The organism is Methylobacterium sp. OAE515, assembly GCF_041806315.1.
In the GTDB taxonomy this organism is placed as follows: Bacteria; Pseudomonadota; Alphaproteobacteria; order Rhizobiales; family Beijerinckiaceae; genus Methylobacterium; species Methylobacterium tardum.
This window is the reverse complement of the sequence record NZ_JBGMUV010000001.1, coordinates 7501-21075: the sequence shown is the minus strand read 5'-3', so window position 1 is coordinate 21075 and position 13575 is coordinate 7501. Positions and strand designations below refer to the sequence as shown.

The window sequence follows — 13575 nt, the reverse complement described above, 5'->3', positions numbered from 1 at the left end:
ACCGTGACTGAGACCACCGACGACGCGGCCGACCTCCTCGAGGCCGGCCGCCTCCTGTTCGCAGGCGCCGCCGATTTCTACGCGGCCGCCCAGACCCTCGACCGCCTGCCGCCCATGGAGGGCGTCGAGATCGCCTTCGCGGGTCGCTCGAATGTCGGCAAGTCGAGCCTGATCAACGCGTTGACCGGGCGGAACACCCTGGCGCGGACCTCGCACACGCCGGGTCGGACGCAGCAGCTCAACTTCTTCCGGATCGGCGAGCGCCTGTCGCTGGTCGACATGCCCGGCTACGGCTACGCGGCCGTCGAGAAGGCCAAGGTTGAGGCCTGGACCCGGCTGATCCATTCCTACCTCAAGGGCCGCGCGAGCCTCGCCCGGGTGTTCATGCTCATCGACGCCCGGCACGGCTTCAAGTCGATCGACACCGACGTGCTCGACGGCCTCGACAAGGCCGCGGTGAGCTATCAGGTCGTGCTGACCAAGGGCGATTCCCTCAAGAAGGGCGAGGTCGCGAGCCGTATCGCCGGGATCGAGGCGGGGCTCGCCAAGCGTCCGGCGGCATATCCGCAGGTGATCCTGACCTCGAGCCGCGACGATTCCGGCGTGCCGGAGCTGCGGGCGGCCATCGCCAAGCTTCTGGTGGAGCGCGGCGCGTGAGGCTCTCAGCCCTGGACCGCGCTCTGGCGGCGCTCGCCTGCCTCGCCGGCCTGCTCGGCGTCGCGCTGAGCGCGGCCGCCGCGCATATCCCCGGGGCGGATTCGCTGAAGACGGCGGCGCAGTTCCTGCTGTTCCACGCCCCCGCCATCCTGGCGCTCGTCGGCTTCGGGGCGGCGAGTCTCGCCCGGGCCGGTCTCGCCCGCGTCGCGGCGGGGCTGCTGATCCTGGGGCTGATCCTGTTCTGCGGTGACCTCGCGGTGCGCACGTGGCTCCAGCACCCGCTCTTCCCGATGGCGGCGCCCATCGGCGGCTTCGCGCTGATGGGCGGCTGGCTCGTCGGGATCCTGGGCGCGCTCGTGCCGGCGCGGCGCGGGGCCTGACAGTCCGGCTCGCGACCTGAGCGCCGCTGTCGTTGCGAGCGCAGCGAAACAATCCAGGGCAGCATGACATCGATCAGCGCAGCGCCGGCTGGATTGCTTCGCTCCGCCCGCAAGGACGTTGCGCCTCAGCCGGCCCGAACCTGCAGGAATTTTACCGGCGGCCCCTGCGTGTCGGAAAAAACCCCCGCGGTAAGCGCCCCGCCATAGACCGCGGCGGTGTCGAGGTTCGTTCGAAACCGGCGGATCTCGGGACGCCCGTTTCGCTGCGGCGAGTGACCGTGGACCACGTGGCGGCCGAAATCGTGGTCGCCGTCCAGGAACGGCTCGCGGATCCAGAGGCGGTTGTGATCGTCCGGATCCGGGATCTCGGCGCCGGGCCGGAAGCCGGCATGGACATACCAGCGCGCTTCGTCCTCGTGCAGGGTCGGCAGGCCCTCGAGCCAGTCGAGGGTGTCGCGCGGCAGATCGCCGACCTCCCGCGCACCGAAGGCGGCGAGCGTCGCTTCCCCGCCGTTGTAGAGCCAGTGCTCCGCCGCCTGAAGCGTCTGCAGGGCGTCGAGCAGCATTCGCTCGTGGTTGCCCATCAGGCAGACGACGCGCTCGGGCTCGGCCCAGTTCAGGCGGCTGACGGTGCGGAGCACCGCGGCGCTGTCAGGGCCGCGGTCGATGTAGTCCCCGAGAAAGACCAGCCGGTGCGCGCGGCCGCCGGCGTGGTCCTCGATCCGCTTCAGCAAGGCGTCGAGGAGGGCGGCGCAGCCGTGGACGTCGCCGATTGCGTAGGTGAGGGGGCCGGAATCCATGGCGCCATCGTCCATCGCGGCGCCGCGCTCCGCAAGACCGCGCGGGGCCGGCGGGCTACTCAGCCAGGGCGCGCATCACCGCAATCAGGTCCGCCTTGCCCTCGAAGCCGATGCCCGGCAACTCCGGCATGGTGATGTGGCCGTCCTCGACGCGGACTCCGTCCGGGAAGCCGCCATAGGGCTGGAACAGGTCCGGATAGCTCTCGTTGCCGCCGAGTCCGAGGCCGGCCGCGATGTTGAGCGACATCTGGTGCCCGCCATGCGGGATGCAGCGGGACGGTGACCAGCCGAACTCGACCAGCACGTCGAGGGTGCGCAGATACTCCACCAGCCCGTACGACAGGGCGCAGTCGAATTGCAGCCAGTCGCGGTCGGGCCGCATGTTTCCGTAGCGCAGGAGATTGCGCGCATCCTGGTGCGAGAACAGGTTCTCGCCGGTGGCCATCGGCCCGGGATAGTAGGGCGCGAGCGCCGCCTGGAGCGCGTAGTCGAGGGGGTCGCCCGCCTCCTCGTACCAGAACAGCGGATAGTCCCGGAGCATCCGGGCATACGCGATGGCGGTCTCGAGGTCGAAACGGCCGTTGGCGTCCACCGCGAGGCGGCCTCGGCCTTCGATCTCGGCGAGCACCGCCTCGATCCGGCGCCGGTCCTCGTCGATCGGCGCGCCGCCGATCTTCATCTTCACGACATTGTAGCCGCGGTCCAGGTAGCCGCGCATCTCGGCCCGCAGGGCGGAATCGTCCTTGCCGGGATAGTAGTAGCCGCCCGCCGCGTAGACGAAGACGCGAGGGTTGGCCGCGACGCCGTTCCGCTCCGCGAGCATCCGGAACAGCGGCTTCCCGGCGATCTTGGCCGCCGCGTCCCAGATCGCCATGTCGAGGGTGCCCACCGCCACCGAGCGCTCGCCATGGCCGCCGGGCTTCTCGTTGCGCATCATCGCGGCCCAGATCCGGTGCGGATCGAGGTTGTCGCCCGCATCGGTGAGGAGGCTCGCCGGATCGGCCTCTAGGATCCGATCGCGGAAACGCTCGCGGATCAGGCCGCCCTGGCCGTAGCGGCCGTTGGAGTTGAAGCCGTAGCCGACGACCCGCCGCCCGTCCCGGACCTCGTCGGTCACCACCGCCACGAGGCTCGTGGTCATCTTCGAGAAGTCGATGTAGGCGTTGCGGATCGGCGAGGCGATCGGCTTGGTGACCTCGCGGACGTCGACGATGCGCATGGCTCTCTCCTGGCAGGGGCGGTGATCGCGCTCTAACCCCGGTGGCGGCCGGGAGGCCAATGCCGATTCCGGGTCGCGCGATGCGCGGCCGGCATCGGCCGTGCGCCACCACCAGGGAGTCCCGCATGGACCTGGACTGGCTGAGGGATTTTCTGGCGCTCGCCGAGCATCGGACCTTCTCGCGGGCCGCGGAGGCCCGGCACGTGACGCAGCCGGCCTTCAGCCGGCGGATCCGCGCCCTGGAGGATTGGATCGGGACGTCCCTGTTCCTGCGGGGCGCGCAGGGCGCCGACCTGACGCGCGCCGGTGACCGGTTCCGCCCGGAGGCGGAGGATCTGGTCCGCGGCCTGGAGCGGGCCCGCCGGGAGACCCGGGCGGCCGGCGACCGCGCCGGGGCGAGCCTTGCCATCGCCGCCACGCACGCCCTGTCCTTCACCTTCTTCCCCGGCTGGATCCGGAGATGCGTGCAGTTCGACGCGCTCGGCGCGCTGAACCTGATCTCGGACAGCATGGAGGCCTGCGAGGCGATCATGCTGGCCGGCGAGGTGCAGTTTCTTCTCTGCCACTATCGCGCCGACGCCCAGACCCGCCTCGACGACGGACGGTTCGAATCCGTCCGCGTCGGCGCGGACAGCCTCGTCCCGCTCTGCGCGCCGACCGACGGCGGTGCACCGCTCTGGCCGCTTGCTGCGCCGGGCCGTCCGGCACGCCATCTCGCCTACGGAAGCGCCTCGGGTCTCGGCCGTATCCTGGCGGCGACCGGCATCGCGGGCGACCGGGAGGCGGTCTTCACCTCGCACCTCGCGGCGACGCTCATGACCATGGCCCGCGAGGGCTACGGCGTCGCGTGGCTGCCGCTGACGCTCGCCGAGGCCGCCCTGGAGCAGGGCCATCTCGTCAGGGCCGGGCCCGACAGCCTGGACGTGCCGGTCGAGATCCGACTGTTCCGCGCGCCCGAGAGCCGGACCGTCGCCGCCGACGCGCTGTGGCAGCGGCTCACCGGGCGCGAGCCCACCGGATCTCAGTCCTTCGCGACCCGGGCGTAGCGCCCGTCGTACCGTCCGGCCCGGATCTGCGCGAGGACCTCCGCCTCGCGGGCGGCTTGGGCGCGCACGGCTTCGCGCAGCGTCGGCACGAGGGCGGGCGGGAAGGTCACGACGCCGTCCGCGTCGCCGATCACCACGTCGCCCGGATTGACGGTCCAGCCGCCGACGCAGACGGGTACGTTGAGCGCGCCGGGTCCAGTCTTGAACGGGCCGCGCGGGGTGGCGGCCCGGGCGTAGCAGGGGAAAGCGCCGTCGGCGAAGGATTCGGTGTCGCGCACGGCGCCGTCGACCACGAATCCCGCCACACCGCGGCTCTCGGCGATCGCCTTCATGATGTCGCCCACGAGCGCCCGGCTCGTGTCGCCGCCGCCGTCGACCACGATCACGTCGCCGCGACGGACCTCCTCAAGCGCCTGATGGATCGCGAGGTTGTCGCCCGCCCGGACGCGCACCGTAAAGGCTGTGCCGGCGAGCCGCGCGCGTCCGTGGAAGGCGCGCAGGCCCGCGAGGACCGGCATCCGGTCGAGGCAATCGCTGATGGTCGCGGTCGGAACGCCGTCGAAGGCCGCGAGCAGCGCGGGATCGACGGGGGGCGGCGGCGGATTGCGTGAGATGGCAGTCATCGGCCCCGACATATCTCTGCCGCCACGGCCGTCGGGACCAGGACGGGTCACAAGAAGACCCGGTGATCCTGCCTCAGGACGAGCTCGGTGTCGCGGTCGAAATCCGGGCCTGTCAGTGATCGGCGGCCGGTACCGCCCCGCCGCCGCTCGTCGCGAGCTTGCGGCGGGCATCGGCCTGGCCGCTGGTCGCCCCGAAGAAGTTGGCGGAATCGCCGAGCTGAACCGAGGGCTGGCAATTCGGCGTGCAGGACAGGGATTCCCGCTCGAGCCCGCGCTGGACCGTGATCGTCGAATCCCGCGACGCCTCGACCCGGATCGTGGTCTCGGCGATCATCGCCCCGGCATTGTCGAGGGCGATCAGGTTCGTCGACCCGAAGCTCTTGCCGGTCAGCACGAGGACGCCGTTCTTCTGCGGCGTGACTTCCGCGATGATCGGGTTGCCGACGATGACCGTCGACGTCTTCTCGGGCAGGCGGATGACCTTGGCATTGTCCACCAGAATGGTCACCACCGGCAGGGGATCGGGCTGGCCGGCGGCCGCGGCGGCTCCCGCCATCAGGCAGAGAATGAGGCCGGTTCGGCCCGCATGCGACAGAGTGCGGCGCATCGAAAGTCCTCGGGAAAGGGCCGGCGGAGTCCGAGACGCCGCCTCATCGCGCGACACTACGGGGCACCGGTGAAGGAAGCGCTAAGCAAGACCGGAAGTCCGGCGCGTCGGGCGTCAGGGAAACCCAACCTTCACCAAGCTCGCACTCGGTCGGCCTAATCGACCCATGCGCAATCGATTTAACCGATTTTCAAGGCGTAATTGGCAGTCTGCGCAGGCCGCCGATCGAGACCTGAAAACTCTTCATCGGTCATCGCGCAAGCATTTAGTCGCACTGTGTTGATCGAAGGATCTCTCCTCATGAAGACCCTGTTCTCGCGCTTCGCTTCGGACGAGTCCGGCGCCACCGCCATCGAGTACGGCATGATCGCCGCCCTGATCGCGGTCGTCATCATCGCCGCGCTGAAGACGCTGGGTAATAACCTCGGCAACAAGTTCAACCAGATCTCCACGAACATGAACTGATCGCGACCTCGACGGCCACGATCTGCGGCAGGTCTGAGACTCCCTGGCTGTCAATGGACAGACGGGGATGTCTCGACCGGCCGGCGCGGCCGTTGGTCCAGGTCTGAGTGCGCGGGGGCAGGCTGGGCCCGGCCCCGTTGGATCGATCCTCCGCAGCAAGCAACGTCAAGGTTGGTCCCGCGATGGTCGGCGCAGGCATGGCAAGTTCCGTGGCGGTTTCAGGGATCCCGGGTCTCGGCCTCGCCGGCTTCGGATTGCTGGTGCTGTTCCCGTTCCTGATGGCCTATGCTGCGGCGAGCGACCTGCTCACGATGCTGATCCCGAACCGCATCTCGCTCGCCCTCGTCGCCGGTTTCGCGGTCCTGGCCCTGACGGGGCCGATGAGCTGGACCGAGATCGGCTTCCATCTCGGCGCCGGCGCGGCCGTGCTCGTGGCGACCTTCACGCTCTTCGCCTTCGGAATCATCGGCGGCGGCGATGCCAAGCTGGCGGCCGCCACCGCCCTGTGGCTCGGCTTCGACGGTCTCGGCGACTATCTCCTCGTCGCCTCGGTCTTTGGGGGAGCCCTGACCCTGGGCATCCTGTTCGCGCGGTCGCATCCGCTGCCCGGCCGGATCGCCCGCATGCCGTTCGCCCTGCATCTGCACGATGCCAAGACCGGCATTCCCTACGGCATCGCCCTCGCGGCCGCGGCCCTGCTCGTGCTGCCCGAGACCGAGGTGTGGACCCGGGCGCTGGCGGGCTGACGCGACGGGACGTCGCCGGACGAGCGCTTGTTCCCCGCCTGCACCGCTCCGCCGCGTGAATTCCTCGGTTCGGGATCTGGAGCCGCGGTCCCCGCCCGGATAAAAGTCGAGCATGCCCCTCGCGCTGCTGCGTCGCCCCGATCCGGAACACCTCGAGGTTGAGCACGAGGGGGCGAGCCTTCACATCGCGCTCCGTCGGCGCCCGACCGCGCGCCGCATCACCCTCCGGGTCTCGGCCGCCACCGGCGAGGTGGTGATCACCCTGCCCAGCCGGACCGCCGTGAACACCGCGCAGCGTTTCGCCGCGAGCCATGCGGGCTGGATCGCCGCGCGGCTCGCGCGCGTGCCCGCGCGCGTGCTCTTCGAGCCGGGGGCCGAGGTGCCCCTGCGCGGCGAGGCGCACCGCATCTGCCTGCGCGACACCCGCAGCGGCGCGGTGCGCGTCGTGCGCGAGAACGACGCGTCGGTGATCTCGGTCTCCTGCGACCCGGCCCATGTGGCGCGCCGGGTCCGGGATTTCCTCACCCGGGAAGCGCGGCGCGACCTCGCGGAGGCGATCGAGCGCTACGCACCGCGTCTCGGCCAGCGGCCGACTCGCATGACCCTGCGCGATACTCGCAGCCGCTGGGGGTCTTGCACGGCGCGCGGCGAGCTGAACTTCTCCTGGCGCCTGATCCTGGCACCGCCGATGGTGCTCGACTACCTCGTCGCCCACGAGATGGCGCACCTGCGCGAGATGAACCATTCGCCGCGGTTCTGGGCGCTCCTGGGCGACCTCTGCCCGAACGTGGAGGCCGCCGAAGCCTGGCTCAAGCGCAACGGCAGCAGCCTGCACCGTTACGGCTGAGCGGCCGGACGGGCCGGCATCAGGATAGCGTCAGCCCGTCGTCAGCCTTTGGCGCGCAGCACGCGCTGGCGGACCACGACGTCGGCCGGCCATGCTGGCCGCGGATCGACCTCGCCCGGCATGAGCGTGCGCGGGGCGACGCTGTCGCAGACCTCGCGCTGGCGGATGATCACCGGGTTGCCGAACGTGTCGCGCCGGCGGATCACGCCGCCGTCCCGGCAGAAGCCGGCGATCGCCGCCTGGCCGTTGCGGCGGCCGTACGGGTTCGCCGCGACCGGCGGATGCTCGACCACCAGCGTGTCGCTGCGGTTGAGCGAGCGCTCGACATAGGTGGTCTCGTCGACCGGCAGGGACTGGGCCCCGGCCTGCGCGAGGGTGGCCATCAGGCAGGCGGCCGAGAGGGCGAGCAGGCGCATCACGGGTTTAGGATCCGGCGCTGGAGGACTGACGGAGATTTATCTAGGCCGGGACTGCCCGCCCGGATAGCGTCGAGGCGCAACACCGCGCCCGCATCGCTTGACAGCGCGGGTCCGGCCATGGTCGGAACACGCCCGATTGTACGGCTCCCGCCGGTCCTCGGCCGGAGCGTTCCGAAGGGATCGTCGGTGCCGCTTCACGCGAGGCTCGTTCGTTTCCGGCGCGCTGCCCGGCGCGTCGCGCTGCCAGTCTTCCTCGCCCTCGTCGCGGCAGCGCTTGCGCCGGCGGGGCCCGCGGCCGCCCAGGGCATGGTGCGCAAGACTTTCGAGGACTGGCAGCTGCGCTGCGAGACTCCGGCCGGCGCCAAGGCCGAGCAATGCGCCCTGGTGCAGTATCTGGCTGCCGAGGATCGCCCGAACCTGACCCTCGTGGTGATTGTGCTGAAGACGGCGGACAACCGCGGCTATCTCCTGCGCGTGGTCGCGCCGCTCGGCGTCCTGCTGCCCTCGGGCCTCGGCCTGAAGATCGACCAGACCGATATTGGCCGGGCTGGGTTCGTCCGCTGCCTGACCACCGGCTGCGTCGCCGAGGTCGTGATGGACGACGGGCTGATCCGCCAGTTCAAGAACGGTTCGCAGGCCACCTTCATCGTGTTCCAGACGCCCGAAGAAGGCGTCGGCATCCCGCTCTCGATGAAAGGCTTCGCGGCCGGGTTTGACAGCCTGAAATGACGATGCCGGCCGGGAGGCGCGCGATGTTGGGATATCGGCACATCTCTCTGAAGCTTTCAGCGAAGACGCCGCGGAACGCGTTGATCTCCCGCTCGGCCGCCCCACTCGGCTTCAGCAGCCTTCTGCTGGCCTCTGTGCTGGTCGCTGTCCCGGCTAGGGCCGAGGAGGGGAGCGTCTTCTCCAACCTGTTCAAGTTCGGCGGCACCACGGTGCCGCCGTCACAGGCGGAGAGCCTCGATCCGGCCTATTGCCCGCCCGTCGAGGTCGCCGAGGGCGGCGCGGCCTCCCGAACCCTGGCGGGCGAGGCGGTGCGCACACAGTTCTCTCTCGGCCGCCTCGCCCGCGAATGCACGCGGCGCCAGGATGGCTCGATCACCGTGAAAGCCGGGGTGGAGGTGAACGTGCTGCTCGGCCCGGCGGGCGCACCCGGCCGCTTCGACGTGCCGGTGACGTTCCAGATCCGCCACGAAGGCAAGGTCGTGACGAGCCGCGTCGAGCGCGCCAGCGTGACCGTCGGACCCGGCGAGGCCCAGGGCTTCGCCACCATCGTCGCCGACGAGCTCCTGGTCCCGGTCGCCCTGACGGCGGATTACGACATCGCGGTGGGCGTCGGCACCGCAAAGGGCGGTGGCGGAAAGGCCGCCGCGAAGCCGCGGCGGCGCAAGCCCGCGGTCGCTGCAGCCCCCGATGGCGGAGGCGACGCTGCCCAGTGACGCCGCGGCGCGCCTCGGCGATCCCCTTCTCCCACCCGCGATCCTGAGAGCGCCGGCCGTCCGCGGCCGGCTCTGGCTCGGCCGCGAGACGCAGTTCCGCCTGGAGCCGACCGACGATCCGGTCTTCGATCGCCGCATTGTCCTGCCGGACGGCACCACCGGCTGGATCGTGCTGAGCTACGGCGGCGATCCCGCGCCGGCACAGCCTCGCCCGATCCTCCGAGTTCTGCGCGGCCCTGAGAACGTCCCGCAAGACTTCGTCCTCCCGGGGGCGTCGTCCGGCATCGCCCATTGGCTCGGCCTGATCCCGTCGGATGCGACGGAGATCCGCCTCTGCGCGGCACCCGACTTCGTTCTGGAACGGGTCGGATCGCGGCGCGAGATCGGGGTCCTCGCCCAATGTCTCTTGCGCCGGCCTTGGCGCTTCGTCGGTGCCCTCTACGAGCGCGCGCGGGGATCTAAGCGCCGCTACCGCGACACGCTGCGCGGTGCTTGCGCGGTGACGTCGATGGCACAGTTTCCGTCCTGGCTCTCGGCACGGGCGCGGCCGGCGCGACTCCCCGTCAGCGGCTTGCGGATCCGCTGCCTCGTCCTGGCGCGGCCCGGCGAGACGGCGGCCTTATCCGCAACGCTCGACGCGCTTCTCGCGCAGACGCACCCCACACAGGCTCTCTGCGTCGCCTGGGATGGGGACGGTCCCGAAACGCCGGATCCGCGAGCCCTCCATCGAAGCTGGGACGCGGACGCATCCGCGGACAACCTGATCGCTGGCGCCGAGGCCCTGTGCCTACTGCGGCCGGGCGACATTCCGGCCCCCGATGCCCTGGCGCTGCTGGCGCAGGCTCTGCCTCAAGCGGATCTCGCCTACGGCGACGCCATCGGCCTCGACGGGACACCGCAGCTGAAGCCGGATTGGAGCCCGGATCTCGCCCTGGCGACGGGCTATTCAGGGCGGCCTCTTCTCCTGTCACGCGCGTTTCTCGTCGCATCGGGGCTGGGGCCGGTCGGTTCGATGGCGCAGTTCGCCCTGGCCATCGATCTTGCCGCGACGTCGGCGCGCGCGGCGCATGTCCCACGTGTCCTCGCCCACACCGTGAATGACCTCCTCGAGCCGGCCGCCCGGGCGGAGGCGCTTGGGGCTCGCCTGAAAAGCCAGGGCTCACCCATTCGTGCCGCTTTCCGCGACGGCGCCGTCCGCCTGGCCTGGCCCCTGCCGGATCCGGCACCGAAGGTCAGCGTCGTGATCCCCTCGCGCGACGGTCTCGACCTTATCACGCGGGTCTGCCGCGGCGTCCTGCACGAGACGGCCTATCCGTCCCTGGAGCTGATCATCGTCGACAACGGCTCGACCGATCCCGCCGTTCTGGCCCATTACGAGACCCTGCGCCCCGATCCGCGCGTGCGCATCCGCATCGATCCGCAGCCCTTCAACTTCGCCGCCATGGTCAATGCCGGCGTCGCCGAGGCCTCGGGCGCGGTGATCGTGCTGCTCAACAACGACGTGGCGGTGCTCGAGCCCGGCTGGCTGGAGGCGATGGTCCGGCTGGCCTGCCGGCCCGAGGTTGGCGCCGTGGGCGCGAAGCTCCTCTACGGCGACGGCACCCTGCAGCATGCCGGCGTCGTCGTCGGCCTCGGCGGCCGCGCCGGTCACATCCTGCGCCGCCGTCCAGGCGACACGCCGGGCCATCTCGGGCGCCTGCGCGTCGCCCACGAGGTGTCCGCTGTGACGGCCGCCTGCCTCGCCGTCGCGCGGGAAAAGTACCTGGCGGTGAACGGCTTCGACGCCGAGGCCTTCCCGGTCGACTTCAACGACGTCGATTTCTGCCTGCGCCTCGGCGCCGCCGGCTGGAAGACGGTCTGGACGCCGGACGCGACCCTCGCCCATCTCGAATCGGTCAGCCGCGGACCCTCCGTCGGCGCGAAGCGCGCGCGCTTCGAGGAGGAGGCGGCCCGGTTCTCCGAGCGCTGGCGCGCCGTGATCCGCCACGATCCGTTCTACCATCCCGCCCTGTCGCTCACGACCTTCGGCGAGGATCTGGAATGAGGCCGGAGCGCCCGACCTCCGGTGGCAATCTGCGTCTTGGATCTCCCCGCCGATCCTGGCGCCGGCTCGCCGCCGCGCTGCGCATCCTTCTGAGCCGGCCGCGGGCCGCCGCCGCGATCGCCGCAGCCCGGTTGACGGGCAAGCGTTTGCGCGCCCGTCAGAGTTTCGCATCGCTCGTCGGGATCGATCACCGGCTCGCGCTCTCGCCGCGCCTCCTGAACCGCTTTCTGCCCGCATCCGAGGACCTGAGCCCCGCCTTCCGCCTGATCGGCGACGGCCAGCTCGTCGCCGGTGCCTCCGACCGTATCGAAGCTGCGTTCGCCGCCCATCCGGACGTTCAAGCCATCTACGGCGACGCGCTTATCCAGGATCGGCCCGGCGGGCCTGTCCTGCCGCTGCTGCCGCCGGTCTTCGACGCCGACCGGCTGGTGGCCTTCGACTATCTCGGACCCGTCCTTGCCTATCGGAGCACTGCCCTCGATCCGGGGGCCGAACCTGTCAGTCCCGCCGAGGCGGCGTTCCGCATCGCGGAGCGGTTCGGCTCCAGCGCGGTCGGTCACCTTCCGGAGGTCCTCTCGGTCCGGCGCACGGTAGGGGAGGGGGCACAGAATCCCCATGACGCGGTGGCGCGCGGTCATCTCGACCGGACCGGCCGCGCCGAAACCCGCCTCGCATTCGGGGCGGACGGGCTGGTGCAGGTGCTGAGCCCGCTCCCCGATCCGCGACCGCTCGCCAGCGTCATCGTCCCGACCCGCGACCGCCTTGACCTGCTCCGCCCCTGTCTCGACAGCCTGCGGCGCTGCACCGACTGGCCCCGTCTCGAGATCCTGGTCTGTGACAACGACAGCCGTGAGCCGGAAACCCTGGCCTATCTATGCTCCCTTGAGGACGAGGGATTGGGGCACGTCGTGCCCTGTCCCGGGCCGTTCAACTTCGCAGCCATGAACAACGCCGCCGCGGCCCGCGCCCGCGGCGACCTGCTGGTGTTCGTCAACAACGACGTCGAGGCGTTCCGGTCCGACTGGCTCACGCTCATGGCCCGGGAAGCGCTGCGCCCGGATGTGGGGGCGGTGGGCGCCAAGCTCCTCGACGGCGAAGGCCGGATCCAGCATGGCGGCATCGTGCTCGGCACCGGCGGCCTCGTCACCCATGGCCACCGCCACTTCCCGGGCGACGCCCCCGGCTATCTCGCGGCGTTGCGCGTCACGCACGCGGTCTCGGCAGTGACGGCCGCCTGCCTGGTCGTCGCGGCGGACAAGTTCCGGGCGGTCGGCGGCTTCGACGAGGCAGTCTTCGCCGTCGATTTCAACGACGTCGATCTATGCCTGCGCCTCAACGCGGCCGGCTTTCGCACGCTGTTGGTCCCCGAGGCGGTCCTGCATCACCGCGAGGCGGCGAGCCGCCACTGGACCCCGGAGGCCCGTGCCCGGCACGCCCGCGAGATCGCGGCGCTGAAAACGCGATGGGGGCCGCTGCTGGTGCAGGACCCCCATTATCATCCGGGCTTCGACCCGGACCTCTCGACCCATGGCCGCCTGCAGCCGGGCTTTCCGGAGGCCGGGCGGGCGCCCCTGCGCCGCCCGCCCGCCTGAGCGTGCCTACTGGACCAGGCGCGGGCCGCCGCCCTGGACCTTCTCGTTCTCCGACATGATGCCGAGCCGCTTGGCGACCTCGGTATAGGCCTCGATCAGGCCGCCGAGATCCTTGCGGAACCGGTCCTTGTCGAGCTTGTCGGAGGACTTGATGTCCCACAGGCGGCAGGAATCGGGAGAGATCTCGTCGGCGACCACGATGCGCATCATGTCGCCTTCCCAGAGGCGGCCGGTCTCCATCTTGAAGTCGACGAGGCGGATGCCGACGCCGAGGAAGAGGCCCGACAGGAAGTCGTTGACGCGGATCGCCAGCGCCATGATGTCGTCGATCTCCTGCGGCGTCGCCCAGCCGAAGGCGGTGATGTGCTCCTCCGACACCATCGGGTCGTTCAGCGCATCGTTCTTGTAGTAGAACTCGATGATCGAGCGCGGCAGCTGGGTGCCTTCCTCCAGGCCCAGCCGCGTGGCCAGCGACCCGGCCGCGACGTTGCGCACGACGACCTCGAGCGGGATGATCTCGACCTCGCGGATCAGCTGCTCGCGCATGTTCAGCCGGCGGATGAAGTGCGTCGGCACGCCGATATCGTTGAGGTGCTGGAAGACGAACTCGGAGATCCGGTTGTTCAGCACGCCCTTGCCGTCGATGACCTCGTGCTTCTTCGCGTTGAAGGCCGTCGCGTCGTCCTTG

The 13575-nt window shown here is 70.6% G+C and carries 16 protein-coding genes (1 of these 16 only partly in view); 10 read left to right on the top strand and 6 right to left on the bottom strand.

Translation table 11 applies throughout. The features are described from left to right. The first annotated feature begins 3 nt into the window (after window positions 1–3). Together yihA and ABIE45_RS00110 are read left to right on the top strand one after the other, a co-directional pair. Window positions 4–657, top strand: a complete 654-nt coding sequence (gene yihA, locus ABIE45_RS00115; RefSeq protein ID WP_192711503.1) for a ribosome biogenesis GTP-binding protein YihA/YsxC — start codon at window positions 4–6, stop codon at window positions 655–657. After that, entirely contained in the window at window positions 654–1037 is a 384-nt protein-coding gene (locus ABIE45_RS00110) for a DUF423 domain-containing protein (RefSeq protein WP_192711502.1), read from the top strand. Before yihA ends, ABIE45_RS00110 begins: the two co-directional genes overlap by 4 nt. A gap of 125 nt (window positions 1038–1162) precedes the next feature. Here the strand turns inward: ABIE45_RS00110 and ABIE45_RS00105 are convergent, their stop codons facing one another. Both ABIE45_RS00105 and ABIE45_RS00100 read right to left on the bottom strand, forming a co-directional pair. Then, complete coding sequence (locus ABIE45_RS00105; RefSeq protein ID WP_192711501.1) at window positions 1163–1837, bottom strand: metallophosphoesterase family protein; 675 nt, start codon at window positions 1835–1837, stop codon at window positions 1163–1165. A gap of 55 nt (window positions 1838–1892) precedes the next feature. After that, window positions 1893–3056, bottom strand: a complete 1164-nt coding sequence (locus tag ABIE45_RS00100) for a mandelate racemase/muconate lactonizing enzyme family protein (RefSeq protein WP_192711500.1) — start codon at window positions 3054–3056, stop codon at window positions 1893–1895. A gap of 125 nt (window positions 3057–3181) precedes the next feature. Between ABIE45_RS00100 and ABIE45_RS00095 the strand changes: the two genes are divergently transcribed. Then, a complete protein-coding gene (locus ABIE45_RS00095) occupies window positions 3182–4102 on the top strand; it encodes a LysR family transcriptional regulator (protein ID WP_192711499.1) in 921 nt (306 codons plus the stop codon). On the opposite strand, the gene ABIE45_RS00090 is transcribed toward ABIE45_RS00095, so the two are convergent. Together ABIE45_RS00090 and ABIE45_RS00085 are read right to left on the bottom strand one after the other, a co-directional pair. After that, a complete protein-coding gene (locus tag ABIE45_RS00090; protein ID WP_192711498.1) occupies window positions 4078–4725 on the bottom strand; it encodes an RraA family protein in 648 nt (215 codons plus the stop codon). The genes ABIE45_RS00095 and ABIE45_RS00090 overlap by 25 nt on opposite strands. 112 nt (window positions 4726–4837) lie before the next feature. Further along, on the bottom strand, window positions 4838–5332 hold the full coding sequence (locus ABIE45_RS00085; RefSeq protein WP_192711497.1) for a pilus assembly protein N-terminal domain-containing protein: 495 nt from the start codon (window positions 5330–5332) through the stop codon (window positions 4838–4840). A gap of 300 nt (window positions 5333–5632) precedes the next feature. Here ABIE45_RS00085 and ABIE45_RS00080 point away from each other — a divergent pair, with 300 nt between their 5' ends. From ABIE45_RS00080 to ABIE45_RS00070, 3 genes are all read left to right on the top strand, one after another. Continuing rightward, window positions 5633–5797, top strand: coding sequence for a Flp family type IVb pilin (locus tag ABIE45_RS00080; protein ID WP_192711496.1), 165 nt, complete (start codon window positions 5633–5635; stop codon window positions 5795–5797). Window positions 5798–5994: 197 nt separating this feature from the next. Next, a complete protein-coding gene (locus tag ABIE45_RS00075; protein ID WP_373323743.1) occupies window positions 5995–6543 on the top strand; it encodes a prepilin peptidase in 549 nt (182 codons plus the stop codon). A 112-nt stretch (window positions 6544–6655) separates the two neighbouring features. Beyond that, window positions 6656–7390: a SprT family zinc-dependent metalloprotease gene (locus ABIE45_RS00070; RefSeq protein ID WP_192711494.1), complete on the top strand. Its 735-nt coding sequence runs from the start codon at window positions 6656–6658 to the stop codon at window positions 7388–7390. A 41-nt stretch (window positions 7391–7431) separates the two neighbouring features. On the opposite strand, the gene ABIE45_RS00065 is transcribed toward ABIE45_RS00070, so the two are convergent. Continuing rightward, window positions 7432–7806 carry a hypothetical protein gene (locus ABIE45_RS00065; protein ID WP_192711520.1) on the bottom strand — a complete coding sequence of 125 codons (375 nt, stop codon included), beginning with the start codon at window positions 7804–7806 and terminating at the stop codon, window positions 7432–7434. 189 nt (window positions 7807–7995) lie between these two features. Here ABIE45_RS00065 and ABIE45_RS00060 point away from each other — a divergent pair, with 189 nt between their 5' ends. From ABIE45_RS00060 to ABIE45_RS00045, 4 genes are all read left to right on the top strand, one after another. Beyond that, a complete protein-coding gene (locus tag ABIE45_RS00060) occupies window positions 7996–8538 on the top strand; it encodes an invasion associated locus B family protein (protein WP_238196318.1) in 543 nt (180 codons plus the stop codon). 80 nt (window positions 8539–8618) lie between these two features. Beyond that, entirely contained in the window at window positions 8619–9251 is a 633-nt protein-coding gene (locus ABIE45_RS00055) for a hypothetical protein (protein WP_192711493.1), read from the top strand. Further along, complete coding sequence (locus ABIE45_RS00050; RefSeq protein WP_192711492.1) at window positions 9226–11295, top strand: glycosyltransferase family 2 protein; 2070 nt, start codon at window positions 9226–9228, stop codon at window positions 11293–11295. The genes ABIE45_RS00055 and ABIE45_RS00050 overlap by 26 nt, the downstream gene beginning before the upstream one ends. Beyond that, on the top strand, window positions 11292–12887 hold the full coding sequence (locus ABIE45_RS00045) for a glycosyltransferase (RefSeq protein ID WP_192711491.1): 1596 nt from the start codon (window positions 11292–11294) through the stop codon (window positions 12885–12887). The genes ABIE45_RS00050 and ABIE45_RS00045 overlap by 4 nt, the downstream gene beginning before the upstream one ends. A gap of 6 nt (window positions 12888–12893) precedes the next feature. Here ABIE45_RS00045 and purC read toward each other — a convergent pair whose 3' ends face one another. Continuing rightward, a protein-coding gene (gene purC / locus ABIE45_RS00040) for a phosphoribosylaminoimidazolesuccinocarboxamide synthase (protein WP_010684691.1) crosses the window boundary here: on the bottom strand, window positions 12894–13575 show its 3' portion. It continues 113 nt past the right edge of the window; only the last 682 of its 795 coding nucleotides appear in the window; its start codon lies off the right edge, out of view; its stop codon occupies window positions 12894–12896.